This window comes from Tsukamurella pseudospumae (assembly GCF_001575195.1).
Taxonomy (GTDB): domain Bacteria; phylum Actinomycetota; class Actinomycetes; order Mycobacteriales; family Mycobacteriaceae; genus Tsukamurella; species Tsukamurella pseudospumae.
Genome location: NZ_LSRF01000001.1, coordinates 470,941 through 496,044, shown reverse-complemented (window position 1 = coordinate 496,044; position 25,104 = coordinate 470,941). Strand labels below are relative to the sequence as shown.

Sequence of the window (25,104 nt, the reverse complement as noted above, 5' to 3'; positions counted from 1 at the left end):
GGCCACGGACGACCCCGAGAGCGCCGACATGGGCGCCTCCTCCGCCTCGACGGGCGCCGCACCCGTCCTCGACATCGTGATCCCCGTGTACAACGAGGCCCACACCCTCGCGCACTGCGTGGAGACCCTCCACGCCTACCTCGACCGCGCGCTGGGCATCCCGGCCCGGATCACCATCGCAGACAACGCCAGCACCGATGACACCCTGTCCGTCGCCCGTGCCCTCGCCGGTGCGATCGACGGGGTGCGGGTGGTTCACCTCGACGCCAAGGGGCGTGGCCGCGCACTGCGCCGGGTCTGGGCGGAGTCCGACGCCCACGTCCTGGTGTACATGGACGTCGACCTCTCGACCGACCTCAAGGCCCTGTACCCGTTGGTCGCTCCCCTGCTGTCCGGCCACAGCGACCTTGCGATCGGCACCCGCCTGGGACGCGGCGCGAAGGTGGTCCGCGGCCCCAAGCGCGAGTTCATCTCCCGCGGGTACAACCTGTTGCTGCACACCGCGCTGCGCGTGCGCTTCTCCGACGCCCAGTGCGGCTTCAAAGCGATCCGGACCGATGTCGCGCGGGAACTGCTCCCCCTCGTCGAGGACGGCGAATGGTTCTTCGACACCGAACTGCTCGTGCTCGCCGAGCGCGCGGGCCTGCGCATCCACGAGGTCCCCGTCGACTGGACGGACGACCCCGACAGCCGGGTCGACATCGTCGACACCGTGAAGAAGGACCTGCGGGGCGTGATCCGCGTGGGGCGCGGTCTGGCCACCGGCAGCCTCCCCCTCGACGATGTCCGCCGCGCCCTCGGGCGGGAGGAACCGCAGGTCGACGGGGTGCCCCGCGGCATGGTCGGCCAGCTCGCCCGGTTCGCGGTGGTCGGCGTCGCGAGCACCGTCGCCTACGCGCTGTTGTACCTGCTGCTGCACCCCGTGATCGGGGCGCAGGCCGCCAACTTCACCGCGCTGCTCATCACCGCGGTCGGGAACATCGCCGCGAACCGCTCCTTCACCTTCGGCGTGACCGGCCGCGAGGGCGCGGCGCGGCACCACGCACAGGGACTCGTCGTCTTCCTGGTCACGTGGGCACTGACCGCGGGCAGTCTCGTCGCACTCGCGCACGTCGCGCCCCACGCGAGCCGGGAACTCCAACTGGCGGTGCTCGTGGTCGCGAATCTCGTCGCGACGGTGACCCGATTCCTGGGCATGCGTGTGATCTTCCGCTCCGCGGGCGGCGCCCCGTGACCAGGACTGCGGAACGCTGCGCGCTGGCCGTCCTCCTCGTGGGGACGGCCGTCGCCTACCTCTGGGGCCTGGGCCGGGCGGGCTGGGCGAACTCCTTCTACTCCGCGGCGGTGCAGGCCGGCACGGAGAGCTGGAAGGCGATGTTCTTCGGCAGTTCCGACGCCGCGAACTCGATCACCGTGGACAAGCCGCCCGCCTCGCTGTGGGTCATGGAGTTCTCCACCCGGATCTTCGGCGTGAACTCGTGGGCGATGCTGGTACCCCAGGTCCTCCTCGGCGTCGCGTCGGTCGCGCTGCTGTACGCGACGGTGCGCCGGCGGTTCGGGCCCGTCGCCGGGCTCCTCGCGGGACTCCTACTGGCCGTGACCCCCGTTGCGGCCCTGATGTTCCGGTTCAACAACCCCGACGCCCTCCTGGTGCTGCTGATGATCGCCGCGACCTGGGCGATGCTCCGCGCGGTCGAGGACGGCCGTTGGCGTTGGCTGATCGCCTGCGGCGTCCTCGTCGGGTTCGGCTTCCTCACCAAACAGCTCGCGGCGATGCTGATCGTCCCCGGACTCGCGCTCACCTACCTCGTCGCCGGTCCGCCGCGGATCGGCACGCGGATCGCGCAGCTGTTCGCCGCGGGCGCCGCGATGGTCGTCGGTGCGGGCTGGTGGCTGCTCACCGTCGAGCTGTGGCCCGCCGGGTCGCGGCCCTGGATCGGTGGCTCGCAGAACAACTCGATCCTCGAGCTGACTCTGGGCTACAACGGCCTCGGCCGGCTCAACGGCAACGAGAAGGGCAGCGTCGTGCCGGGCCGCGGCGCGGACGCATCGTCGTACCTACCGGGCCGAACCGACCTGCCCTCCGGGTTCGAATTCCCCGGCGGCGGCAAGGGCGGCGGCATGTGGGGCGACCCGAGCATCCTGCGGATGTTCCAGCCCGAGCAGGCCGGACAGATCGCCTGGCTCCTCCCCGCGGCGCTCCTCGCCCTGGTGCTGGTCCTCGTGCTGCGCGGCCGCGCGCCGCGGATCGATGGCGACCGCGCCGCCGTGATCGCCTGGGGCGGATGGCTGCTGGTCACGGGCATCACCTTCAGCCTCATGGCGGGCATCTTCCACGCGTACTACACGGTCGCACTGGCACCCGCGATAGCGGCGCTGGTCGCGATCGGCGTCGCCGTGGGATGGCGCGAGCGCGCGCGGCCGTGGGTCCGGGTGGCCGGCGCCCTCGCCATCGCGGCGACCGGAGCGACCGGCTGGTACATCCTCGTCCAGACGCCGAACTGGAATCCCTGGCTGCGCTGGCTGATCGCGGCCGCCGCGGCGATCGGGACGGTCACGCTGCTCGCGACGCTCGTGCCCGCGGTCCGACAGGCACGGGGCCTGGTCGGCGTCATCACCGTCGCGGCCCTCGTCACCGGGACCGCTGGGCAAGTCGCCTTCGCCGCCGAGACGATCGCCACGCCCCGGCAGGGCGCGATCGTCTCCGCCGGACCGTCGAGCGGCTACGGCTTCGGCCCGAGACGAGGCGGGAAGGACATGCCCGAGTTCGTGAAGCGGTTCGCCGAGCGGTCCGGTCCGGGCGCCGACGGTGAGCGGGGGCGCGGCGGACCGTCGTTCCTGATGGGCAGTGAGCCGAGCGCGGCCCTCAAGGCCCTCCTCCTGCAGGATGCGGACCGCTACACCTGGATCGCGGCGACCGTCGGCGCGAACAGCGCGGCCGGCCCGCAGCTGGCGACGGGCAGGCCGGTCATGCCGATCGGCGGGTTCAACGGCACCGACCCGTCACCGACGCTCGCGCAGTTCCAGCAGTACGTGGCGGACGGGAGGATTCACTACTTCCTCGCGGAGTCCGGCGGGTTCGGCTTCGGCGGTAGCGGTTCCGGTACCGCCGCGGAGATCCAGGCGTGGGTGGAGAAGACCTTCACCGCGCACACCGTCGACGGGACGACCGTCTACGACCTGACCGCACCGAGGTAGAACACGGCTCGTCGCCGCTCAGAACAGGCGCTCGTCGCCGGTGTCGAAATCCCCGCGGACCTCGATGCCGGAGGCGAGCGCCCCGGCGGGCGGAGTCAGGCCCAGGTGGTGCCACGCGGCCATGGTCGCCACGCGGCCGCGCGGCGTGCGGGCCAGCATGCCGGCGCGCACGAGGAAGGGCTCGCACACCTCCTCGACGGTGCCCGGCTCCTCGCCGACCGCGACGGCCAGGGTCGAAACACCCACGGGCCCACCGCCGAAGCTGCGGATCAGTGCTCCGAGCACCGCGCGGTCGAGGCGGTCTAGGCCGAGCTCGTCGACGTCGTAGACCTTGAGCGCCCCGCGCGCCACCTCGACGGTGACGACACCGTCGGCGCGGACATCGGCGAAGTCGCGGACGCGGCGCAGGAGGCGGTTCGCGATGCGGGGTGTGCCGCGGCTGCGGCTGCCGATCTCCGCCGCGGCCTCCCGCTCGATCGTGATGCCGAGGATCTTCGCGCTCCGCTCGATGACCTGGATCAGGTCGGCCGTCTCGTAGAAGTCCATGTGCGCGGTGAAACCGAACCGGTCGCGCAGCGGACCGGTGAGCGCGCCGGACCGGGTGGTGGCGCCGACCAGGGTGAACGGCGCGACGTCGAGCGGGATGGACGTAGCGCCCGGCCCCTTGCCGACCACGACGTCCACGCGGAAGTCCTCCATGGCGAGGTAGAGCATCTCCTCGGCGGGCCGCGCCATGCGGTGGATCTCGTCGATGAACAACACATCGCCCTCGACCAGGTTGGAGAGCATCGCCGCCAGGTCCCCCGCGCGCTCGAGCGCCGGTCCCGAGGTGACCCGCAGGGCGGTGCCGAGCTCGGCGGCGATGATCATCGCGAGGCTGGTCTTGCCCAGGCCGGGCGGGCCGGAGAGCAGGATGTGATCCGGGGTGCCGCCGCGCAGCTTCGCGCCGTGCAGCACGAGCTGCAGCTGCTCCCTGACCTTCGGCTGGCCGATGAACTCGTCGAGGGACTTCGGCCGCAGCGACTCGGTGTCGTCCCCCGCGAGCGCCGACGGGCCCATGACGCCCTCGACATCGTCGAACTCGCTGCCGAACTCGCCGTCGACGCCCTCGTCGTACTGCACGTCAGCCGCGTCCCAGCGACTTCAGCGCGTCGCGCAGCAGCTCGGAGACCGGCTTGCCCGCGCCCGCCTCGACCGCGGCCGCCACCGCCGGCTCGGCCTGCTTCGGCGTGAAGCCGAGCCCCTCGAGCGCGTCGATCAGCTGCTGCGCGACGCCGCCGACCGGCACCGTCGACCCCGCCGTGCCGGAGCCGTCCGACGGTGCCGCGGAGACCTTGTCCTTGAGCTCGATGTGGATCCGCTCGGCGACCCGCTTGCCGATACCGGGGATCAGGCACAGCGTCTTGAGATCGCCGGACGCGATCGCCGTCTGCATCTGCGCCGGGTCCAACACGGCGATCGCCGCCATGGCGAGCCGGGGGCCGACCCCCTGCACCGTCTGGAGCAGGTGGAACAGCTCCTGCTGCGGGCCGTCGGTGAAGCCGTACAAGGTCTGCGAGTCCTCGCGGACCACCATCGACGTGAGCAGGAAGCCCTCACTCCCCCTGGTCAGCGTGCCGGCCGTGTTCGGGGCGACGAGGACCTTGTAGCCCACGCCGCCGCACTCGATCACGACGTGGTCCAGACCGATGTGCCGTACCTCGCCGCGCAGCGACGCGATCATCGCACTCCCCCCGTCACCTTCTTGGCCGCACGACGCTGCGCCGCGAGCCGCTGTTCGAACACCTTCTTCTGCTCCGCCGCCTTGCGATCGGCCTCCGCCATCCGCGCGATCATCGGCGCCCGCCAGCTGTGGCAGACCGCCAGCGCGAGCGCGTCGGCTGCGTCCGCGGGCTCCGGCGCCTTCTGCAGGCCGAGGATCCGCGTGATCATCGCCGTGACCTGGGCCTTGCCCGCGTTGCCGTTGCCCGTGACGGCCGCCTTGACCTCCGACGGAGTGTGGAAGTGCACGTCGATCCCCCGGCGCGCGGCCGCCAGCGCGACGACGCCGCCCGCCTGCGCCGTCCCCATCGCGGTGGAGACGTTGTGCTGCGCGAACACGCGCTCGACCGCGATCACGTCCGGCTCGTGGGTGTCCATCCAGAACTCCGCGGCGGTCCACACCGCGAGCAGGCGCTCCGGCAGCGGCATCGTGGGCGGCGTGCGCACCACGTCGACGTCGAGCGCGGTGACCTTGCGGCCCAGTCCCGACTCGACCACCGACAGGCCGCAGCGCGTGAGCCCGGGGTCCACCCCCATCACCCGCATGACCGCACCTCCGCGCACCGTCGAACACTCAAACCTTTGTTCGAGAGTATACCCCGCGCCCAGTACGCCGGTCCGCACCAACACGCTTCCCCGATTGAACACCGTTATGGAGAGCAAACCCGCAGGTCGGATTCTCCATAACGGTGTTCAATTCGGCTGGGGTCACTCGCAGATGACGGTGGGCACCGGGTCGTACTTGACGGTGCGGGTGTGGCGCGAGATCACGCTCCCGGACCGGGCGTCCGTGATCGTCCGGGTGTTGCTCGTGGTGAAGCCCGGCTGGCCGGTGCTGGCGACGCAGTGCGGGCCCTTCGGCAGCCGGATGGTCGACGGCTGGGTCGCCAGGCTGCGCGAGCCGGTGCTCGAGGACACCTCTCGGGTCTTGGTGCTCCACATCCGCACCGACACCGACGATGCGCCGCCGCTCGCCTCGATGACGATGCCGTACGGCGTGTTGTTCGTGAATTGCAGATCGATCGCGCCCTCGAAGACCGTGGCCTCCCGCGCCTCGGGGTACCGCGAGATGTAGTAGCTGTGCTCGGTGTGGCCGGCGTCCTCGAGGCCGGCGAAGTACGCGGCGTTGTACAACGTGGTCGCGAACTGCGAGATGCCGCCGCCCACGGCCTTGTCGGGGCGCCCGTTGTTGATGATGCCCGACTCGACGTAGCCCTGCGCCGTGCCGCGGGGACCGGTGTACCCGTTCAGCGAGAAGGTCTCCCCGGGCAGGACGACCGCGCCGTTCACCTGCTGGGCGACCCGCCGGATGTTCACGCCGGACGCGTCGCTGAATCCGCCGGTCGAGAACTCGCTGACGACCTCCCGCACGCCGAGCTCCTTCGCGCGCGCCGTGGTGAGCTTGGGCTCGACGGTCTTGAACTGCGCCGTCGCCGTGCGGCCCTGCGTGGACTGCTCGACGACGGCCTTGGACACCGCGTCGATCGTGGGGTCCCACACCACCTCGCGACCCGGGACCGCGTCGGTCACCGTCGGCGTGCCACCCGAGACGCTGAACCCCGCGTCCTTCGGCTTCGCGACCGCCGACTCGAGCCGCGTGCCGAGCAGCTTCTTCGCGGCCTCCCGGTCGACCTTCGGCGCGAGGTTGCCGGCACCGTCGGGCCGGAAGGACAGGAACGTGCCGATGTCCGCACCGGACACGCGCCCGACGGTGCCCGCGGGCGTCTGCCCGGAGCCGTCCCGACGGAGCACGACCTCGGCGGCGACGGCCTGCGCCGCCGCTCCGGTCGCGACCTTGTGCACGGTGTCCGAGGACACGGTCGGGGTCACCTTCTCCGTGGGGAGCACGATGTCGGTGCTGTCCGGCCAGGCGGCGGCGACGGCCGCCGCGGCGTGCGCCGGGTCGATCCGGTCGCCGGCCTTGGGCTCGACGGCGACGGGCCTGCCGGACCGGTAGACGACGGCACCGTCGGCGGCCGCCTCCGTGAGCGGGCCGCCCACCTTGGCCAGCGCCGCGTCGAACACCGCGCGGTCGATCGTGGAGGCCGGGTGCACGTGCCGCGCGCTGACGAGCCCGACCAGGTCGCGCAGCGGCGATCGCTGGTCGATCGCGCGCTGCACCGTGCCGGGCACGTCCATGGTCAGCCCGAGCTCCGCGGGCGTGAGTCGGACGGTGCCCTTGTCGGTGCGCAGCGTCACCGGCTCGGCATCCGCGCGGCGGGCCGCCTCCGTCAGACGGGCGGCCGCATCGTCCCGGCCCAGGGCGCCGAAGCCGACGCCGATGGCCGTGGCCCCGTGCACCGTCTCCGCGCGGCCCGTCTCCCAGACGGCGGCCCCGCCCGCGCCGAGCAGCAGGGCGGCCACCAGGGCGAGTGCCGGGGCACGGCGCAGCGCCGTTCGGGTGCGAGTCACAACCTGAGAATATCCTGACGCATTATTACCGGACAGTAGACCCGATGCGATACGTCAATCCTGTGCCCGCGGCGAGGACGATCAGTCCTCCTCGAGCTCCGCCAGGACCTCGTCCGAGATGTCGACATTGGTGTAGACGTTCTGCACGTCGTCGCTGTCCTCCAGCGCGTCGACCAGCTTGAACACCTTGCGCGCGCCGTCCACGTCGACGGGCACCTCGACCGAGGCGCGGAAGCCCGACTCCGCGGAGTCGTAATCGAAACCGGCCTCCTGCAGCGCGGTGCGCACGGCGACCAGATCGGTGGGCTCGGCGATGATCTCGAACTGCTCGCCCAGGTCGCTGATCTCCTCGGCGCCCACGTCCAGCACGGCCATGAGCACGTCGTCCTCGGACTGGTCGTTCTTGTCGAGCGTGACGATGCCCTTGCGCGCGAACAGGTACGACACCGAGCCCGGATCGGCCATGTTGCCGCCGTTGCGGGTCATCGCGACCCGGACCTCGCCCGCGGCGCGGTTGCGGTTGTCGGTGAGGCACTCGATGAGGACGGCCACGCCGTTGGGCCCGTAGCCCTCGTACATGATCGTCTGCCAATCGGCGCCGCCCGCCTCCTCGCCGCCGCCGCGCTTGCGGGCGCGCTCGATGTTGTCGTTGGGGACCGACGACTTCTTCGCCTTCTGGATGGCGTCGAACAGGGTGGGGTTGCCCCCGGGATCGCTACCGCCGGTGCGCGCCGCGACCTCGATGTTCTTGATCAACTTGGCGAACAGCTTGCCGCGCTTGGCGTCGATCCCCGCCTTCTTGTGCTTGGTGGTGGCCCATTTGGAATGGCCGCTCATCGATCCCTCGATTCCGTTCGGGTGCGCTGCATCAACCCTGCGAGTTTACGTGAACGCCCGCTCCAGCTCAGCCAGCGCGTCTTCGAGGTGGTGGATGATCCGCTGCACGTGCGGCACCGACGTGCGGCACGCGGTGATCCCGAACTCGAGGTTCCGGTTGTTGGTGCAGATCGTGATGTTCACCGCCTGCCCCTCCCACGGAATCGATGCGGGGTACACGCCGTCCAGATGGGCGCCGTTCCAGTACATCGCCTCCCGCGGCCCCGGGACGTTGGAAATGATGAGATTGAACGGGGGCCGGGTGCGGCCGGTGTAGTTCGGCAGGAAACCGGGCGCCAAGCCCGCGATGTTCGCGCCGCTGAGCGCCAGGACCTGCAGCGGCGACAGCTCGCCCATCACCTTGCGGGCCGAGATCACCGATTCGCGGATCACCTCGAGCCGCTCGGAGGCCTCCGGCAGATCCGTACCCAGCGTCGCGATGACCGCGCCGACGGCGTTGGAGGACTCCACGTCATCGGCGTCCTTGCGCAGCGAGACGGGGACCATCGCGGTCAGCGAGCGGTCGGGCAGCTCGCCGAGCTCCGCCAGGTACGCGCGCAGGGCGCCGCCGCACATCGCGAGCACCACGTCGTTGACGGTCGCACCGGCGGCCTTGCGGACCGCGTCGATGCGATCGAGCGAGTACGACTGGGCCACGAACCGGCGGGCACCGCCGATCGGCACGTTGAAGATCGTGTGCGGCGCTTGGAACGGGGCCGTGTAGTCGTGGTCGCGGAACGCGCTGCCCGCCACCTTGAGCGACGCCGGGAGCATGCCCAGCACCTCGCCCGTCAGCCCGCCGACCTGCTTGACCGTGTCCAGCGGGTTGAACGGCAACAGGCCACCGCTCTTCTCCGTCGCGGGCGCGGTCGCCTTCTTGCGCCGGCCCAGGCCGGGCTGCCACACGACCCGGCCCTCCATGTCGTTCGGGTCGTTCGACAGCGCGAGCGTCATGTAGCGGAGGGCGGAGACACCGTCGACCAGGGAGTGGTGCACCTTCGAGAACACGGCGTACCGGCCGTCCTCGAGGCCCTCGACCACGTGCACCTCCCACATCGGACGGTGCCGGTCGAGCAGCGTCTCGTGCCACAACGACACCTGCTGGAACAGTTCGCGGATGCGCCCCGGCTTCGGCAGGGCGGAGTGCCGGACGTAGTAGTCCATGTCCAGGTCGCCCACCGACGACCACCACGTGTTGCCGAGGATCCCCACCGGATCCGCGGGCCGGCGGCCGAACTTCTCGCTGATCTCGGTGCGCCCGCGCATCGTCTCGACGACGGACCGCACGAAATCCGGTCCGGCGCCCTCGGGAGGGGTGAAGAGCTGGAGCCCGCCCACGTGCATCGGATGCTCGCGGGACTCCGCCAGCAGGAACATCGAATCGGTCACCGGCATGTAGCTCACGAAGCCACTCCCCTTGCTCCTACGGCGGCGTTGTCACGCGCCCCGGACGACGTCCACGAAGCGCCGGTGGATCCGCAGATCGCCGGTGACCTCGGGATGGAAGGATGTGGCCATCGTCACACCCTGCTGAACAGCGACCACCGTACCCGCCGACTCCCCGGCACCGTCGGGCACCCTGGCCAGCACCTGGACCCCCGGCCCGACCCGCTCCACCCACGGCGCACGGATGAACACGGCACGCACCGGGTCACCGTCGATCCCGGCGACCTCGAGGTCCGTCTCGAACGAGTCCACCTGCCGCCCGAAGGCGTTCCGGCGCACCGTCATGTCGATCGCGCCGAGGCAGCGCGCGTCGGGTCGGGTGTCGAGCACCTCGGAGGCGAGCATGATCATTCCGGCGCACGAGCCGTACGCGGGCAGGCCGCCGGCGAGCGCGTCGTGGAGCGGGTCGAACAGGTCGAAGACGCCGAGCAGCCGGCTCATGGTGGTCGACTCGCCGCCCGGGATCACGATGCCGTCGACGGCCGCGAGGTCCGCCGCCGTACGCACCACGGCCGTGCGCGCCCCCACCGCCTCGAGCGCCTGACGGTGCTCGCGCACGTCACCCTGGAGAGCCAGTACCCCGATCCGCACAGTCACGGGGCACCAGCCTATGCGGCTACTCCCGGAAGCGGTGCAGGCCCTCCTGGATGACGACGGCCACGAGGTTGCCGTCCTGCGCGTAGATCCGTCCGGCGGTCAGCGCGCGCCCGCCACCGGCCGACGGTGACGTCTGGTCGTAGAGCAGCCATTCGTCGGCCCGGAACGGGCGCAGGAACCACATGGCGTGGTCCAAGGAGGCCACCTGCGTGTCGACGCCCGGATGGGCGACGCGCGCCGATCCGAGCAGCGTCATGTCGCTCATGTAGGCGAGCGCGCTGGTGTGCACGTTCTGATCGTCGGGCAGGCGGCCGATGTGCCGGAACCAGACCTGCTGGTGCACCGCGCGACCCGCGTAGGGCGCGGTCTCGTCCTGCGGCACGATGCGGATGTCCCAGTCGCTCCACTCCTCGAACAGGCCGAGGCTCTCGCGGGTGGCGTTCGGATCCTCGCGGGGGCTGGGCACCGACTCGGGGGCGGGCGTCGGCGGCATCTCGTCGCTGTGCTCGATGCCGGCCTGCCCCGGAAGCTGGAACGACGCCGACATGGAGAAGATCGCCTCGCCGTTCTGCACGCCGTTCACGCGCCGCGTGCAGAAGGACCTGCCGTCGCGGATCCGGTCGACGAGGAAGACCGTGTCGGCATCCGGGTTACCGGGCCGCAGGAAGTAGCCGTGCAGCGAATGCACCTGCATCGCATCCGGGACCGTCTCGATCGCCGAACGCAACGCCTGGCCGGCCACCTGGCCGCCGAAGGTGCGCACCAGGATCGAGGGTGCGTGAATACCGCGGAAGATGTCGCGGTCGATCTGTTCGAGACTCAGCAGCGCTTCGATGTCAGCCACGAGGAAGGACTCTACTCAGGTCACCAGTCCGGATCGGTCTGTTCCGTGGTGGCGTCCACCACGATCACGGTGACGTTGTCGCGACCGCCCGCGTTCAGGGCCGCGGCCACGAGCTGATCGGCGCACTCGTCGATCGGCGCGTCCGAGTCGAGGATCTGCCGGATCTCGTCGTCGGTGAGCTCGCCGTTGAGACCGTCCGAACAGACCAGCAGCTTCTCGTGCGGCTGCGCCGGCACGATCCAGAAGTCCGCGTCGGGCTCCATCCCGGCGCCCAGGGCGCGGGTGATCACGTTGCGCCGCGGGTCCACCCGCGCCTGTTCCGGGCTGAGGAAGCCGCCGTTGATCAGCTCCTGGACCTGGGAGTGGTCGACGGTGAGCTGCTCGAAGTAGCCCTCCGCGAGCCGGTAGGTCCGCGAGTCGCCGATGTTGACGACCAACCAGTGGGGAACGCCCTCGTAGGTGGTCAGGAGCAGGCCGGTCACCGTGGTTCCGGCGCGCTTGCCGGTCTCGGAGTCGATGGCCTCGATCGCCGCGTGCGCGTCGCGCAGCCGGTCGACGACCTGCTCCATGACGACCTGCGCCTCCGCCGGCTCCGGCCCGAAGACCTCGGCGAGCGCCTCGAGGGCGGCGGCCGAGGCCACCTCGCCCGCGTCGTGCCCGCCCATGCCGTCGGCGAGCAGGAACATGCCCGGGCCGGTGAGCGCACCGTCCTCGTTGGTCAGGCGCACCCGCCCCGGATTGCTGATGGCGACCCACTTCATGGACACGCCGCCCTGCGCCCCGTAGACGATCTCGGAGCGCGCCTCCCCCGCGTCCGTCGTCATCCGCCGAACACCTTGAAACTCCGCTGACCCATGTGCACGACGCTGCCCTTCTCCACGGCGTACCTGATTCCCTTGGTGAGCTCGGTCCACGAATCACCGAAGGCGATCGCGGACCCGTTGGTCGAGCCCACGTCCTCCACCCACAGTTCACCGCGGGTGATGCCGAACAGCAGGTGCGTCTTGGACACCGACGCGGTGTCGTCGACCAGCACGTGCTTGGTGACCGTGGACGAGTCCGCGCCCGCGGGCAGCACCGGCTCGCGGCCGATGATGCCGTCGCCGCGCACGTCCACCGAGTGACCGTCGTCGAAGCGCAGCACGATCGGTACGCCGCCCGACTGGATCGGGGTCGGTGCGGCGGGGCGCGGCGGCTGCGGCATCGGACGGCCGGCGGGCGCCGGACGTCCGCCTCCCGGGAAACCGGGGCCGACCGGACCCGAAGGGCCGACGGGGCCGGGCGGGAACTGCTGGCCCGGACGCTGCTGCGGACCGGGGCCCTGGGGTGCCTGCGGCGGCGGGGTCTGCTGGGGTGCCTGCGGCGGCGGGGTCTGCTGGGGTGCCTGCGGCGGCGGGGTCTGCTGGGGTGCCTGCGGCGGCGGCGCGAAGGCCGCGGCGGGCGGGAACGCGGCGGTCTGCTCGTCGCCGTCGGTGGGGGGCGGACCGAAGCGCGGCGGGATCGGGCGCAGGCCCGGGACGTCGTCGGGCAGCGGAGGCAGCTCGGGCGGGGCCATGCGCTCGCGCGGCTCCTCGACCTCGACGACCTCGGTCGCCGCCTCGGCGCCGATCGGGTCGATCCTGGTCTCCTCGGGCAGCGGGGTCGGGATGCGCTGCAATCCCCGGTCCGGTTCGCCGGTCACCAGGCCGCCCAGCGGGCCCGACGGTGCCGGGGCCGGTGCGCGGACGACCGTCGCGACGTCGGCCTCGTCGACCGTGGTCGTACGGGAGGCCTTCTCGTGGATGCCGCGCCGGGCACCGTCGGCCAGTACGGACCAGCCCGGGAGGTAGACGAGCGGGGCCAGGACGTTGAACACCACCGAGCGGATGGCCGCGGCCGGGAATCCGACGGTGCGGTGCGAGTCCGCGTCGACGACCCTGAGCCCGGCGAGGATCTTGCCGGGGCTGGCGCCGAACACACCGTGCAGCACGATGGACGCGACGATCGCGATCGCCGCTCCGACGCCGACGAGGATCCAGCCCATCTCGAGACCGGCGGCCACGTCGACGATCAGGGCGAGCGCGACCACGGTGGACGCGACGCACAGGTCCGCGATGTACGCGAGCACGCGCAGCGCGATCGGCGCCGACTCGACCCGTGATCGTCCCGGGGACACGGAGGACTGAGCCCCGTATCCCTCGGTGGCCGTTGCTTGGTCTGACATCCTCCGCCTCACTGATTTCACGATTTTCCGGTGTCACCCGACACACGCAGCATCGACGCTAGCGCGAATCGGGCGACACCGGCGGGCGACATGCCGTTACCAGCCGCGTTCCGCGAGGCGGTGCGGCTGCGGGATGTCGTCGACGTTGATGCCGACCATCGCCTCGCCGAGTCCGCGCGAGACCTCGGCGAGCTTGGCGGGGTCGTCGTAGAACGTGGTCGCGGCCACGATGGCCTTGGCCCGCTGCTCGGGGTTGCCCGACTTGAAGATGCCCGAGCCCACGAAGACGCCCTCGGCGCCCAGCTGCATCATCATCGCCGCATCGGCCGGGGTCGCGATGCCGCCGGCGGTGAACAGGGTGACCGGCAGCTTGCCGTTCTTGGCGACCTCGACGACGAGGTCGTACGGCGCCTGCAGCTCCTTGGCCGCGACGTACAGCTCGTCCTCGGGCAGCGAGGTCAGGCGGCGGATCTCGTCGCGGATCTTGCGCATGTGCGTGGTGGCGTTCGACACGTCGCCGGTGCCCGCCTCGCCCTTGCTGCGGATCATCGCGGCGCCCTCGGTGATGCGACGCAGCGCTTCACCCAGGTTGGTCGCGCCGCAGACGAAGGGCACCGTGAAGGCGAACTTGTCGATGTGGTTGGCGTAGTCGGCCGGGGTGAGCACCTCGGACTCGTCGATGTAGTCGACGCCGAGCGCCTGCAGGATCTGCGCCTCGACGAAGTGGCCGATGCGGGCCTTCGCCATCACGGGGATGCTGACGGCCTCGATGATGCCGTCGATCATGTCCGGGTCGGACATGCGGCTCACGCCGCCCTGCGCGCGGATGTCGGCCGGGACGCGCTCGAGGGCCATGACGGCCACGGCGCCCGCGTCCTCGGCGATCTTCGCCTGCTCGGGGGTGACCACGTCCATGATCACGCCGCCCTTCAACATCTCGGCCATGCCGCGCTTGACGCGCGCGGTGCCGGTGACGGGTGCGGTCTGGGGATCAGTGGACACTGACGGATCTCCTCGTAGCTGGGACATGCGGGGCTCCAGTATTCCCGATGACGGTGCGCGGTTTTCAGCCCGGGTCGCCGCAGCGCACACACCCGGACAGTGCAGGCGACATGCACTTCACGACATCGTCGATACAGTGACGGCATGTGTAGGCATCCGCGCAGAGCGACGCACCGTCCATGAGCATCACCGTCGGCGTACTCCCCTTCCTCATCGACGCGGATCTTCACGTCGGACCGGGCTTCGCCCCCGAGGCCGTCGAAGAGTTCGTGACCCGCTGGTCCCTGACGCCGTCGCCGGACGGCGAGGACCAATACCTGACTGCGGACGACATCACGCACGGGATGCTCCCTCGGATCAGCGCGTCCACCGAGGAGTTCGTGATCCACGGACCGGTCGCCGACGAGGTCGACATGGCGATCGACTGGATGTTCACCGTCGGAGGCACCTTCATCGACTACTCCGGCCGATTCATCTCGATCGATGCGGGGTGGCTGGAGCTGGAGGACCCGCACTCGTTCGAGCTGTTCGTCGTCGCAGACGCGGTAACCGCACGTGACGCCTTCGCCACTCCTGCCTGCCCTCCGGGGATCTGGGACATCCGGGACGGCTGGCAGTCGGTGCCGGTGATCGTGCGCCGGCCGGTGTCCGACCGGTCCCCCGAGGTCAGCTGGAACGGGTGGCGCGTGATGCTCCACGACGGCGAGATCGAGGTGCAGACGGTGCCGGACCACGCCTTCTGGGGCGTCGCGATCCGTGATGTGGCGCCCGGCTGCACCTATTGGGCGGGGAACTGGGCAGTGCGCGACACCGACGGTGTGCTCACGGCCGCGCACCGCGACGGCCGTGTCGTCACCGTCGAAGCCGGCGCGGACGGCCCCGTCATCACCTCGCGCTGACGGCGAGGCCGCCCTCTCACGGGGGTTGTTCGCTTTCGCGGGGGTTTTCGACGGTGCCTCCCCGCTCCCGCGGGGATCTCTCACCGAGTAGTGGGTTGCAACCCGGGGGTTAGTGACTACCTCCCGCGGTAAGCGTCGCACCGTCGCCCGCGGAGGTTCCACGCCCTGTATCGGCGCCGGCCGGACTTCCCGATCGACGCCGGGCCGGCAGCGAATCGGGGAGAATGGAATCCGACGGCGTGGGGGCGCCGAGGTTCGGGGGAATCACGATGACTGACGGTGAATCGGTGCTGCGCAAGCACCGGCTGGAATTGCTCGCGACGGGCGGCACCGATCGCAAGATCCGAAAGTGGCTCGACGACCAGCAGATGACCAGGGTGTGGCGCGGTAGCTACCACCAGGGCAAGCGGCTCGAGCCCTGGGTGGAGCTCGCGCTGTCCGCGCGGGCCGCTGCCGAGCGGTCGGACGCCGGTCTCGTTCTCAGTCACGCTGCTGCGGCCGCACTCCTCGGGATGGAGGTGTTGACTCGCGACTGGAAGACCGTCGACTTCACCCGTGACGGCCGGCGCGGCGGCGGTGTCGATGGGAAGCGGCGCGTGCACATCCGGCGGCTTGATCCCGCGGATGCCACGGTCGTCGAGGGGATCGCGGTGACGACGACCGCGCGAACGGCGCTCGACCTCGCGCTCGCGGGCGACTTCGAGCAGGCGATCTGCGCCCTGGATGCGGCGCTGCGGATGGGCGTCACCCTCGACGAGATCCACGCGGCAATGGATCGGCTGGGCAGACGGCGCGGCATCGCGATGCTGCGCGCGGCACTTCCCGAGGCGGACGGCCGGTCGGAGTCCGTCGGCGAATCCAGAAGTAGGGCGTTGATGCTGACCTGGCCCGAGATCCCGCGCCCCGACTTGCAGCGCGAGTTCTTCACCCCTGCCGGCGCACTCGAGGCGCGGGTGGACTTCCTGTTCGGTGGGATCGTCGTCGGCGAGTTCGACGGCGAGAGCAAGGAGAAGAAGGGCTTCGATGCCGCGGCGCGTCTGAAGCGCGACACTGAACTCATGGACCGCGGCCTGTGGCCGACGCATTGGCGTTGGAAGGACTGCAAGGAGCCGGATCGCCTGCGGACCAAGCTGCGGGATGCCCTCCGACCCCACGGCCTCCTCCTGGACAGCTCCTCCCGCGGGAAGTGTTCACTCAATAGTGGGTTGCAACCCGATGCTCGGTGAAAACCTCCCGCGGGAGCGGGAGAGCCCGCACGTGCCTCGTCGAGGGGTCAGCGGGTCCAGACGGACCGGGCGGGCTCGGACGCCACCGACCGACCGTCGCCGCGGGTGATGACCAACCCGCCGGCGCTCACGGTGTAGATCGTGTCGTTGCGGGCCTCGCCCTTCACATCCGGGTTCCGCGCGCGGTACGAACCGGATCCCGCGGACGACGCAGGCAGGGTCAGGCCGCTGTTGTCGCCCGACGCGCGGGCGCCCCGATACGTGTACGCACCACCGGAACTGCAGATCACGATCCGTGACCCCGATCCGGCGCCGGAGGTGAGCATCGCGAGCTCGAGGGTCTCGCCGCCCGCGCACCGGGCGGGGCTGCCGATGAAGCCGTAGGCGTCGGTGCCGGGCACCGTCGGGACCCGTGCGCTCGTCGTCGCTTCGGAGGTCGACGGTGCCTCCGTCGCCCCGCCCGTCGCCCCGCGCGTCGCCCCACCGGGCGGCGCGGTGGCGGTCACCGTCGGGGCCGGCGCATCGGGACCCGAGCGGCCGAACGCGAGGTACCCGACGGCCGCCAGCGCGACGACCAGCACGGCGACCAGGGCCGCGAGGCCGATGACCCGGCCGTTCCCCTGCGCGGGCGGCGCGGGCGCCGGGGTGGGCGGCGCCGTGAACGCCGGAATCGGGGTGGGCGGCGGGGTCGGGCGGATCGTCGTGGCCGGCGCGGGCATCGGAGGCCGGTGCGGCGACGTCGGCCCGACGGTGGGCCGTCCGTCCGGCCGCGCGGCGACGAGCGCGGCCCGGAAGGCGCGGGCGAACTCGGCGTTGTCGGCGTAGCGGTCCCGCGGCTGCTTCGCCATCGCCCGCGCGAAGACCGCGGCCAGCCCCGGCGGCAGCCCGGCGAGCCTCGACGCCGGATCCGGCACCGGGGCGCTCAGGTGCGCCATCATCACCGAGCTGGGCGACCCGGGCCCGAACGGCGGGCCACCGGTGAGCAGCTCGAAGGCCGTGCACGCCAGCGAGTACTCATCGGCGCGGTTGTCGAGCGGCTTGCCCTCGATCACCTCGGGCGCGAGGTAGGCCATTGTGCCCACGGCGACGCCGGTCGCGGTCAGCGAGCTCGCCTCGTCACTGGCCTTGGCGATGCCGAAGTCGACCAGCTTCACCACCGGCGGCCGCCCCGATCGGGACGGTTCGAGCAGGATGTTGCCGGGCTTGACGTCGCGGTGCGTCAGCTTGCGTTCGGTCCAGGCCCAGTCCAGCGCACTGCCCACCTGGTCGAGCACGTCCGCGACCGTCGACGGCGGCAGCGGCCCGCGCGTGCGCAGGTACTGCGCCGCGTCCTCGCCCTCGACGTACTCCATCGCCAGCCACAGCCGGTCCTCGAACTCGCCGCGGTCGTAGATCGTGACGATGTTGGGGTGCCGGAGCCCGGCGAGGATGTCGGCCTCCCGCAGGAACCGCGCCGCGAAGTTGGGATCCCCGCCGAACTGCGGACCGAGCAGTTTCAGTGCATCCTGACGCGGCAGCCGCGGGTGCTCGACGAGGAAGACCTCGCCCATCCCTCCGGCACCGAGGCGGCGCAGCACCCGGTACCCGGAGATCTCCTTCGGCGACATCGCTCCCCCTACTCGACGCGCGCCGGAACGTCCGGCGCCGAGCCGGCGGCCAGCGCGGCCCGCACGTCGGGGACGAGGTCGGCGAGGCGCGCGGGGTAGACGGGGTCGGCGAGCGACCGGATCTCCTCCGCGCTGCACCAGCGCAACTCGTCCAGCGTGCGCCGCTCCAGGTCGGTCCAGCCCGACGGTGCCGGCTCGAACCGTTCGCAGGCGACGGCGAAGAAGTACTCGACCGAGTCGAAGACCTCGCCGTCGAAGGTGAACACCGCCTCCCGGCGGTACAGGGGGCCGACGAAGGCGGACGGCGGGAGCGCCCGCCCTGTCTCCTCGAGCAGCTCCCGGGTCGCGGCCGCGCGCAGGTCCTCGCCCCGCTCGACGCCGCCGCCGACCGTGAACCACCAGTGGCCGGGCGGGGATTCGCCCTCCGGAACGGGCTCGTGGCCGCGGACGAGGAGGACGGCGCCGTCGGAGTCGACGACGATGACCCGCGCGGACACGCGGCGTTCGTCGGTCTCCGCGAGCAGCGCGGCGGGGAGCACACCGCCCCGGTCGACGATGTCGAAGTACTGCGGCATGGGCGCCGTACCGCCGAGGTACAGCCAGCGGACGAAGCGACGGCCACGCAGCGCCCGGGTGTCGCGGACGGCGTCGTTGTGGAACCTGCGGGCCATGGTGACGCGGGTGTCGGCGTCGGCGATCTCGGCGACGAGCGAGCGGGGCAGGGTCTCGATGTCGATGGCGCCGATAGCGGCCGAGAGCTGGTTCTCCCGCGGCTCTCGGTCCTCGGGCGCGGCGTTCTCCGCGCGGTCCGCGGCCCCGCGGAGCGCCCGGGCGGCGTCCTCGGGGATCGACGCCGCGACGGCGCGGGCCACGGCGGACCGTCGGGCCAGTGCGGCGTCGAGGGCCTGCATCGACAGGTCGACGCGCACGTGCAGGCGGTCCAGACGGTGCGCGGTCTGGTACGCCAGCGCCGCGACGATGAGCACCGCGACGACGATCAGCCCGATGACGAGCACGGTGGTGGCGGTCAGGTTCAGCACGGGTGCCCTCTCAGTCGTCGATGGTCACGACCACGCCGGGCACGGCGACGGTCTCGTACACGCGGATCACCTGTTGGGCGACCACCGACCAGTCGAACCGCCACACGACCTCGGACGCGTGCGTGACGAGCTCCGCGCGGCGCAGGTCGTCGGACAGCAGGCCGGCGATGGCGGAGCCGAGCGCGGCACCGTCGCCGACGGGGACCAGCACGCCGGCCTCTCCCCCGTCCAGGACGCGCTCGAAGGCGTTGAGGTCGCTGGCGACGACGGCGGTGCCGGCGGCCATGGCCTCGACGAGGACGATGCCGAAGCTCTCGCCGCCGAGGTTCGGCGCGACGTAGACGTCGGCGGACCGCAGTGCGGCGGCCTTCTCCTCGTCGGTGACGGCGCCGAGCAGCCGCAGGTGCTTCGCGTAGGGGCCGGCCTCACGGAGCAGTTTCTCGTCGTCGCCGCGGCCGATGACGAGGACCTCGACGTCGGGGTGCTCCTCCGCGATCGTGGGGAGCGCCTCGAGGAAGACGGCCATGCCCTTGCGCGGCTCGTCGTAGCGACCGAGGAAGAGCACCGTCTTCCCCGGGCGCGGATAGCCGGGCAGGAGATCGCCGTTCGCGAAGTGCGAGACCTCGACGCCGTTGGGGATCTCGATCGCGTCCGAGCCGAGCGATTCCATCTGCCACCGCCGGGCGAGCTCGGAGACGGCGATCTTGCCGCGGATCTTCTCGTGCGAGGGGCGCAGCACGCTCTGGAACACCGAGAGCACCAGCGACTTCTCGGTGGACGTGTGGAAGGTCGCGACGATCGGACCGTCGGCGATCGCCAGCGCGAGCATCCCGAGGCTGGGCGCGTTGGGCTCGTGCACGTGCAGCACGTCGAAATCACCCTTGCGGATCCACTTCCGCAGCCGACCGAAGGCCTTGGGCCCGAACGAGAGCCGGGACACCGAGCCGTTGTACGGGATCGCGACGGCCTTGCCCGACGAGACGGCGAAGTCCGGCAGCACCGTCTCCTTCGACGAGGGCGTCAGCACCGACACCTCGTGCCCCATCTCGATGAGCACGCGCGCCAGGTCGACGACGTGCGCCTGCACCCCGCCCGCGACGTCGAACGAGTACGGGCAGATCATCCCGATCCGCATCAGCGCACCTCGGGGCCCTCATCGGGCGCATCGGGCCCGACGGTGCCCAGGATCCGGTCCCGGCGCGCCTGCGACCAGTCGGCCTCCCACAGGGGCTGCAGCATGTGCCAGTCGGCGGGATGCGCCGCGATGTTCCGCTCGAAGGCGTGGGCCAGCTGCTGCGTCGCGTCCTCGATGCCCTTGGACACGTCGATCGGGTCCTCGGACGTGAAGCCCCAGGCGTCGCCCTCGAACCAGCAGTGCACGGGCAGCAGCGGCGCGCCGGTGTCGATGGCCAGCTTGGCCGGGCCGGCGGGCATGCGGGTGGGCTCGCCGAAGAAGGTCACGGGCACGCCGTGGCGCGCCAGGTCCCGCTCGCCGAGCAGGCAGATCGGCCGTCCCTCGTGCAGACGCTGCGCCAGCGCCTGCATGGGCGGCTGCTCGCCCCCGGACAGGGGGAAGATCTCGAAACCCAGGGATTCGCGGTACTCCACGAACCGCCGGAACAACGATTCGGGCTTGAGTCGTTCGGCGACGGTGGCGAACCGGCCGTACTTCTGCGCCAGCCACACGCCGGCCATGTCCCAGTTGCCGCTGTGCGGGAGAGCCAGCACCGCACCGGTTCCCGCGTCCATCGCCTCGTGCAGGCTCGGGGTGTCGACGTACTGGTCCAGGGTCGCGCCGAGCTCGACGAGGTCCATCGACGGCAGCCGGAAGGACTCGCGCCAGTACCTCGCGTAGGACCGCGAGGACTCCTCGATCAGGCTCTGCGGCACCGCGTCCGGCGTCGTCCCCAGCACCCGGGCCAGGTTCTTGCGCAGTTGCGTGTTGTCGCCGCGGGCGCCGATGCGGCCGCCCACGTCGTCGATGAGGAACTTCGCCGCGAACTCCGGCATCCGCTTGGTCAGGGCCCAGCCGGCGCGATAGGCGAGGTCGGCGGCCTCTTCCCGGGGGTCGATCACGCGCCCTCCTCACCCTGCGTCGTGGTCGCCGCCGGGAGCGGCAGCAGCTCGGTGGCGCCCGGCGAGTGGCGCACGGTCAGCGCGCGCTGCACGACGGTGACGACACTCGTCACCGCGAGCACCCACATCGCGACGTGGATCGCCCACCACACGCCGAGGCCGGTGAAGCCGGCCCCGACGAGCACGATGATGAGACGTTCGGGACGCTCGATCCAGCCACCGTCGCCCTTGAGACCCGAGGCCTCGGCCCGGGCCTTGGCGTAGCTGATCACCTGGGAGGTGACCAGGCAGATCAGGGTGGGGATGAGCAGGTTGTAGCGGTTGTCCTCGGTGAACACGGCCCACCAGGCGAGGCCGGCGAAGATCGCGCCGTCCGCGACCCGGTCGCAGGTGGCGTCGAGCCAGGCCCCGAACCGCGTGCCGCCCCCGCGCACGCGGGCCATCGCACCGTCGAGCATGTCGAACATGACGAAGAACCAGATGATCATGGTTCCCCAGAACAGGTGGTCCGCGGGGAACAGCCACACGGCCGCGCCGACGGAGCAGACCGTGCCGAACAGCGTCACCACGTCCGGCGTGAGACCGGTCCTGATCAGGACTCTCGCGATCGGGTGCGTGACCTTGGAGACCGCTTCCCGGCTGAAGATCGCCGACACTCCTAGACCTCCTCCCAGGCCTTCGCCATCAGCGCCCGGGTCTGTCCGAGGAGCTGCGGCATCACCTTAGTGCCCGAGAGCACGGTGATGTAGTTCGCATCGCCGGGCCAGCGGGGCACGATGTGCTGGTGCAGGTGCTCGGCGATCGAGCCGCCGCCGGACCGGCCCAGGTTGAAGCCCACGTTGAACGCCGCCGGCCGCGAGATCCGCTTGATCACCCGGATCGTCTTCTGGGTGAGCTTGATCAGCTCGAAGGCCTCATCGTCGGTGAGGTCCTCCAGCTCGGCCACCTGCCGGTACGGCACCACCATGCAGTGCCCCGGGTTGTACGGGAACAGGTTGAGCACGACGTAGCAGTGCTCGCCCCGGGCCACGATCAGCCCGTCCTCGTCCGCGAGCTTGGGAATCTCCAGGAACGCCGTGCTCCCCTCCGGGACGGGAGGAGAATCGACGAGGTAACGCATCCGATAGGGCGTCCAGAGCCGCTCGATGGTCTCGTCACCGTCGCCGACCCCGAAGTCCGTGTGCGCGCCGCCGTCCGTGGCGTCCGTCATCGATTCCTCTCCCCGTCTCGTCCGTCGGTCCGGTCAGGCGGTCCCGACGGTGCTCTCCGCCGGGCCCAGCAGCTCGGCCGTCGGGGACTCGTTGCGGCGCGCGTGCACCCAGTCGACGATCCGCTGCACGGCGTCGTCGACCGGCACCTCGTTGACCTGGGTGCCGTCGCGGAACCGGAAACTGACCGCTCCGGCCTCGCGGTCGTGCTCGCCCGCGAGCAGCATGAACGGCACCTTCTGCGTGGTGTGGTTGCGGATCTTCTTCTGCATCCGGTCGTCGCTGTGGTCGACCTGGGCGCGGATCCCGTGCTTCTTCAGGGCACGGATGACCGTCTCCAGGTGGTCGCCGAACTGTTCCGCAACGGGGATGCCGACGACCTGCACCGGTGCGAGCCACGCGGGGAACGCTCCCGCGTAATGCTCGGTGAGCACGCCGAAGAAGCGCTCCATCGAGCCGAACAGTGCGCGGTGCAGCATGACGGGTCGGTGCTTCTGGCCGTCGCTGCCGGTGTACTCGAGGTCGAACCGATCGGGCAGCATGAGGTCGACCTGGATGGTTGACATCTGCCAGCTGCGGCCGAGCGCGTCCTTGACCTGCACCGAGATCTTCGGCGCGTAGAAGGCGGCGCCGCCCGGGTCGGCGACGAGCTCCACGCCGAAGCTGCTCGCGGCCTCGCGCAGCGCCTCGGTCGCCTCCTCCCACGCCTCGTCCGAGCCGATCGACTTCTCCGGGTTGCGGGTCGACAGCTCGAGGTAGAAGTCGTCGAGGCCGTAGTCCCGCAGCAGGTCGATCACGAACTGCAGCAGGTCCCGGATCTCCCCCGCCATTTGCTCGCGGGTGCAGTAGATGTGCGCGTCGTCCTGGGTGAACCCGCGAGCGCGGGTGAGACCGTGCACGACGCCGGACTTCTCGTACCGGTAGACGGTGCCGAACTCGAACAGCCGCAGCGGCAGCTCGCGGTAGGAGCGGCCGCGGGAGTCGAAGATGAGGTTGTGCATGGGGCAGTTCATCGGCTTGAGGTAGTAGTCGACGGCCTGCCGGGTCACCTGGCCCTCGGCGTTGCGCTCCTCGTCGAGCTGCATGGGCGGGTACATCCCGTCCGAGTACCAGTCCAGGTGTCCCGACTTCTCGAACAGTTCCCCCTTGGTGGCGTGGGGGGTGTAGACGAACTCGTACCCCGCCTCGGCGTGCCGGAGGCGGGAGTAGTCCTCGAGCTCCTTGCGGATGATGCCGCCGTTGGGGTGGAACACGGGCAAGCCGGAGCCGATCTCGTCGGGGAAGCTGAACAGGTCCAGCTCCGCGCCGAGCTTGCGGTGGTCGCGCTTCTCCGCCTCGGCGAGCAGCTCGAGGTACTCGTCCATCGCCTCGGGCGACTCCCACGCGGTGCCGTACACGCGCTGCAGGTCGGCGTTGTTCTGGTCGCCGCGCCAGTACGCCGCGGAGCTACGGGTCAGCTTCACCGCGGGGATGTACTTGGTGGTCGGCACGTGCGGGCCGCGGCACAGATCGCCCCAGATCCGATCGCCGGTACGGGGATTGAGGTTGTCGTAGGCGGTGAGCTCGGCGCCGCCGACCTCCATGACCTCGCTGTCGTCGGCCGCACCCTTGTCGTCGATGAGCTCGAGCTTGTACGGCTCGTTCGCGAGCTCCGCCCGCGCCTCGTCCTTGCTCTCGTACACGCGGCGCGAGAACCGCTGCCCCGCCTTGATGATCTGCTTCATCTTCTTCTCGAGGCCCTTGAGGTCCTCGGGGGTGAAGGGCTCGGCGACGTCGAAGTCGTAGTAGAAGCCGTCCTTGATGGGCGGACCGATGCCCAGCTTGGTGCCCGGAAAGCCGTCCTGGACCGCCTGCGCCAGTACGTGCGCCGCCGAATGGCGGATCACGCTGCGCCCGTCCTCCGTGTTCGCCGCGACGGATTCGACCTCGGTGTCGGTCTCGGGGATCCAGCTCAGGTCCTTGAGGGTGCCGTCGGCGGTCTTGACGACCACGACCGCCTCGGGGCCCTTGTTCGGCAGATCCAGGTCGCGCATGGCTGCCCCGGCCGCGATTCCGGCGGGGACGACGAAGGTGGTGCTCACGGTGCTCCTAGTCATGTAGCGGGCGGCATACCTGGCCGCACGCGGTTGTCAGTCCGGTCGATCCTATCGGTCTCGGGCGGCCGGTCGCCGCGCGAGGCGACGCTCACGCGAGCCGCGCACCCCGCTCCTGCGGCGTCTGCCGGGGGCAGCTGAGGCACTTGCTCATGCCGGGGCACAGGTAGAGCAGGCAACAGGAGCCCCGCCGGACGACGGTGCCGCGCCCCGGGACCTCGTCGAACCGCGCCGCCGGGGCGTCCGGCCCGCACGCCTGCAGCATCCGATCGGCGACGGTGCGCGGTTCCCCCGTCGCGAGCGCCGCCCCAGCGATCGAGTCCGTCCCGATCGCCCAGAGCGAGCGTTCCGTCGCGCCGCAGGCCTGCGCGATCTCGGGGATCAGCCGGTGGAAGGCACGCGCCAGGGCGCCGGTCGGGTCGTCCGACGGTGCCGCCTCCCCCACCTCCGGCCATCCGCCGGCCCCGGTCCGGACGGGCGCGTCGGCACCGTCGAACCCCGCAGCGGCGAGCCGAGTCAGCGCCCCGGACAGGGCGTACCAGTAGAGAACTCCCGCCACCCGCCGGTCCGGTGCCGCCGTTCCGCGGCGGAGTGCGTCGATCGGGTCGCGGTCCAC

The 25,104-nt window shown here is 71.1% G+C and carries 23 protein-coding genes; 4 read left to right on the top strand and 19 right to left on the bottom strand.

Annotated elements, in window-relative coordinates:
• Positions 1-28: 28 nt before the first annotated feature.
• Complete coding sequence (locus tag AXK60_RS02320; protein ID WP_231855400.1) at positions 29-1,234, top strand: bifunctional glycosyltransferase family 2/GtrA family protein; 1,206 nt, start codon at positions 29-31, stop codon at positions 1,232-1,234.
• Positions 1,231-3,198, top strand: coding sequence for a glycosyltransferase family 39 protein (locus tag AXK60_RS02315; protein ID WP_068569350.1), 1,968 nt, complete (start codon positions 1,231-1,233; stop codon positions 3,196-3,198). Before AXK60_RS02320 ends, AXK60_RS02315 begins: the two co-directional genes overlap by 4 nt.
• An 18-nt stretch (positions 3,199-3,216) precedes the next feature.
• Here the strand turns inward: AXK60_RS02315 and ruvB are convergent, their stop codons facing one another.
• The 11 genes from ruvB to pdxS all read right to left on the bottom strand — a co-directional run bounded on the left by ruvB (position 3,217) and on the right by pdxS (position 14,366).
• Positions 3,217-4,257: a Holliday junction branch migration DNA helicase RuvB gene (ruvB, locus tag AXK60_RS02310; protein ID WP_068569910.1), complete on the bottom strand. Its 1,041-nt coding sequence runs from the start codon at positions 4,255-4,257 to the stop codon at positions 3,217-3,219.
• Between the two features lie 64 nt (positions 4,258-4,321).
• Positions 4,322-4,921 carry a Holliday junction branch migration protein RuvA gene (gene ruvA / locus AXK60_RS02305; RefSeq protein ID WP_068569349.1) on the bottom strand — a complete coding sequence of 200 codons (600 nt, stop codon included), beginning with the start codon at positions 4,919-4,921 and terminating at the stop codon, positions 4,322-4,324.
• Positions 4,918-5,505 carry a crossover junction endodeoxyribonuclease RuvC gene (gene ruvC, locus AXK60_RS02300; protein ID WP_068569348.1) on the bottom strand — a complete coding sequence of 196 codons (588 nt, stop codon included), beginning with the start codon at positions 5,503-5,505 and terminating at the stop codon, positions 4,918-4,920. Before ruvC ends, ruvA begins: the two co-directional genes overlap by 4 nt.
• 162 nt (positions 5,506-5,667) lie before the next feature.
• Complete coding sequence (locus AXK60_RS02295) at positions 5,668-7,371, bottom strand: VanW family protein (RefSeq protein ID WP_068569347.1); 1,704 nt, start codon at positions 7,369-7,371, stop codon at positions 5,668-5,670.
• 81 nt (positions 7,372-7,452) lie between these two features.
• Positions 7,453-8,208 carry a YebC/PmpR family DNA-binding transcriptional regulator gene (locus AXK60_RS02290; RefSeq protein WP_068569346.1) on the bottom strand — a complete coding sequence of 252 codons (756 nt, stop codon included), beginning with the start codon at positions 8,206-8,208 and terminating at the stop codon, positions 7,453-7,455.
• A gap of 45 nt (positions 8,209-8,253) precedes the next feature.
• Positions 8,254-9,642, bottom strand: a complete 1,389-nt coding sequence (locus AXK60_RS02285) for a WS/DGAT/MGAT family O-acyltransferase (protein ID WP_197466725.1) — start codon at positions 9,640-9,642, stop codon at positions 8,254-8,256.
• Positions 9,643-9,684: 42 nt separating this feature from the next.
• Positions 9,685-10,290, bottom strand: coding sequence for a pyridoxal 5'-phosphate synthase glutaminase subunit PdxT (pdxT, locus tag AXK60_RS02280; protein WP_068569344.1), 606 nt, complete (start codon positions 10,288-10,290; stop codon positions 9,685-9,687).
• Between the two features lie 19 nt (positions 10,291-10,309).
• Positions 10,310-11,134 carry an acyl-CoA thioesterase gene (locus tag AXK60_RS02275; RefSeq protein ID WP_068569343.1) on the bottom strand — a complete coding sequence of 275 codons (825 nt, stop codon included), beginning with the start codon at positions 11,132-11,134 and terminating at the stop codon, positions 10,310-10,312.
• Positions 11,135-11,154: 20 nt separating this feature from the next.
• Positions 11,155-11,958, bottom strand: coding sequence for a PP2C family protein-serine/threonine phosphatase (locus tag AXK60_RS02270; RefSeq protein ID WP_068569342.1), 804 nt, complete (start codon positions 11,956-11,958; stop codon positions 11,155-11,157).
• Entirely contained in the window at positions 11,955-13,337 is a 1,383-nt protein-coding gene (locus AXK60_RS02265; RefSeq protein WP_082777744.1) for an RDD family protein, read from the bottom strand. The genes AXK60_RS02270 and AXK60_RS02265 overlap by 4 nt, the downstream gene beginning before the upstream one ends.
• 96 nt (positions 13,338-13,433) lie before the next feature.
• Entirely contained in the window at positions 13,434-14,366 is a 933-nt protein-coding gene (pdxS, locus tag AXK60_RS02260) for a pyridoxal 5'-phosphate synthase lyase subunit PdxS (RefSeq protein ID WP_068569340.1), read from the bottom strand.
• Positions 14,367-14,518: 152 nt separating this feature from the next.
• On the opposite strand from pdxS, the gene AXK60_RS02255 reads away from it, so the two are divergent.
• Both AXK60_RS02255 and AXK60_RS02250 read left to right on the top strand, forming a co-directional pair.
• A complete protein-coding gene (locus tag AXK60_RS02255; protein WP_068569339.1) occupies positions 14,519-15,238 on the top strand; it encodes a hypothetical protein in 720 nt (239 codons plus the stop codon).
• A gap of 269 nt (positions 15,239-15,507) precedes the next feature.
• Positions 15,508-16,464: a hypothetical protein gene (locus AXK60_RS02250; protein ID WP_139057706.1), complete on the top strand. Its 957-nt coding sequence runs from the start codon at positions 15,508-15,510 to the stop codon at positions 16,462-16,464.
• 47 nt (positions 16,465-16,511) lie between these two features.
• Here AXK60_RS02250 and AXK60_RS02245 read toward each other — a convergent pair whose 3' ends face one another.
• From AXK60_RS02245 to AXK60_RS02210, 8 genes are all read right to left on the bottom strand, one after another.
• Positions 16,512-18,071 carry a serine/threonine-protein kinase gene (locus AXK60_RS02245; protein ID WP_068569337.1) on the bottom strand — a complete coding sequence of 520 codons (1,560 nt, stop codon included), beginning with the start codon at positions 18,069-18,071 and terminating at the stop codon, positions 16,512-16,514.
• An 8-nt stretch (positions 18,072-18,079) separates the two neighbouring features.
• The gene (locus tag AXK60_RS02240) at positions 18,080-19,108 is read right to left on the bottom strand and encodes an NUDIX hydrolase (protein ID WP_068569909.1); all 1,029 of its coding nucleotides are present in this window, start codon (positions 19,106-19,108) and stop codon (positions 18,080-18,082) included.
• A gap of 13 nt (positions 19,109-19,121) precedes the next feature.
• A complete protein-coding gene (locus tag AXK60_RS02235; RefSeq protein ID WP_068569336.1) occupies positions 19,122-20,246 on the bottom strand; it encodes a glycosyltransferase family 4 protein in 1,125 nt (374 codons plus the stop codon).
• Positions 20,246-21,184, bottom strand: a complete 939-nt coding sequence (locus AXK60_RS02230; protein ID WP_068569908.1) for a phosphatidylinositol mannoside acyltransferase — start codon at positions 21,182-21,184, stop codon at positions 20,246-20,248. Before AXK60_RS02230 ends, AXK60_RS02235 begins: the two co-directional genes overlap by 1 nt.
• Entirely contained in the window at positions 21,184-21,843 is a 660-nt protein-coding gene (gene pgsA, locus AXK60_RS02225; protein WP_068569335.1) for a phosphatidylinositol phosphate synthase, read from the bottom strand. Before pgsA ends, AXK60_RS02230 begins: the two co-directional genes overlap by 1 nt.
• A 2-nt stretch (positions 21,844-21,845) precedes the next feature.
• The gene (locus AXK60_RS02220) at positions 21,846-22,397 is read right to left on the bottom strand and encodes an HIT family protein (protein ID WP_068569334.1); all 552 of its coding nucleotides are present in this window, start codon (positions 22,395-22,397) and stop codon (positions 21,846-21,848) included.
• A 33-nt stretch (positions 22,398-22,430) separates the two neighbouring features.
• Positions 22,431-24,428, bottom strand: a complete 1,998-nt coding sequence (thrS, locus tag AXK60_RS02215) for a threonine--tRNA ligase (protein WP_244881020.1) — start codon at positions 24,426-24,428, stop codon at positions 22,431-22,433.
• 151 nt (positions 24,429-24,579) lie between these two features.
• Positions 24,580-25,104, bottom strand: a complete 525-nt coding sequence (locus AXK60_RS02210; RefSeq protein ID WP_068569332.1) for a (2Fe-2S)-binding protein — start codon at positions 25,102-25,104, stop codon at positions 24,580-24,582.

Bases quoted from the DNA above. Each gene is read 5' to 3' on its own strand.
- AXK60_RS02265 (WP_082777744.1), bottom strand. From the start codon at position 13,337: ATGTCAGACCAAGCAACGGCCACCGAGGGATACGGGGCTCAGTCCTCC.
- ruvA (WP_068569349.1), bottom strand. From the start codon at position 4,921: ATGATCGCGTCGCTGCGCGGCGAGGTACGGCACATCGGTCTGGACCAC.
- AXK60_RS02250 (WP_139057706.1), top strand. From the start codon at position 15,508: ATGACTGACGGTGAATCGGTGCTGCGCAAGCACCGGCTGGAATTGCTC.
- AXK60_RS02220 (WP_068569334.1), bottom strand. From the start codon at position 22,397: ATGACGGACGCCACGGACGGCGGCGCGCACACGGACTTCGGGGTCGGC.
- AXK60_RS02285 (WP_197466725.1), bottom strand. From the start codon at position 9,642: ATGCCGGTGACCGATTCGATGTTCCTGCTGGCGGAGTCCCGCGAGCAT.
- ruvC (WP_068569348.1), bottom strand. From the start codon at position 5,505: ATGCGGGTGATGGGGGTGGACCCCGGGCTCACGCGCTGCGGCCTGTCG.
- AXK60_RS02320 (WP_231855400.1), top strand. From the start codon at position 29: ATGGGCGCCTCCTCCGCCTCGACGGGCGCCGCACCCGTCCTCGACATC.
- AXK60_RS02245 (WP_068569337.1), bottom strand. From the start codon at position 18,071: ATGTCGCCGAAGGAGATCTCCGGGTACCGGGTGCTGCGCCGCCTCGGT.
- AXK60_RS02290 (WP_068569346.1), bottom strand. From the start codon at position 8,208: ATGAGCGGCCATTCCAAATGGGCCACCACCAAGCACAAGAAGGCGGGG.
- AXK60_RS02255 (WP_068569339.1), top strand. From the start codon at position 14,519: ATGAGCATCACCGTCGGCGTACTCCCCTTCCTCATCGACGCGGATCTT.
- ruvB (WP_068569910.1), bottom strand. From the start codon at position 4,257: ATGGGCCCGTCGGCGCTCGCGGGGGACGACACCGAGTCGCTGCGGCCG.
- AXK60_RS02235 (WP_068569336.1), bottom strand. From the start codon at position 20,246: ATGCGGATCGGGATGATCTGCCCGTACTCGTTCGACGTCGCGGGCGGG.
- thrS (WP_244881020.1), bottom strand. From the start codon at position 24,428: ATGCGCGACCTGGATCTGCCGAACAAGGGCCCCGAGGCGGTCGTGGTC.
- pdxS (WP_068569340.1), bottom strand. From the start codon at position 14,366: ATGTCCCAGCTACGAGGAGATCCGTCAGTGTCCACTGATCCCCAGACC.
- AXK60_RS02270 (WP_068569342.1), bottom strand. From the start codon at position 11,958: ATGACGACGGACGCGGGGGAGGCGCGCTCCGAGATCGTCTACGGGGCG.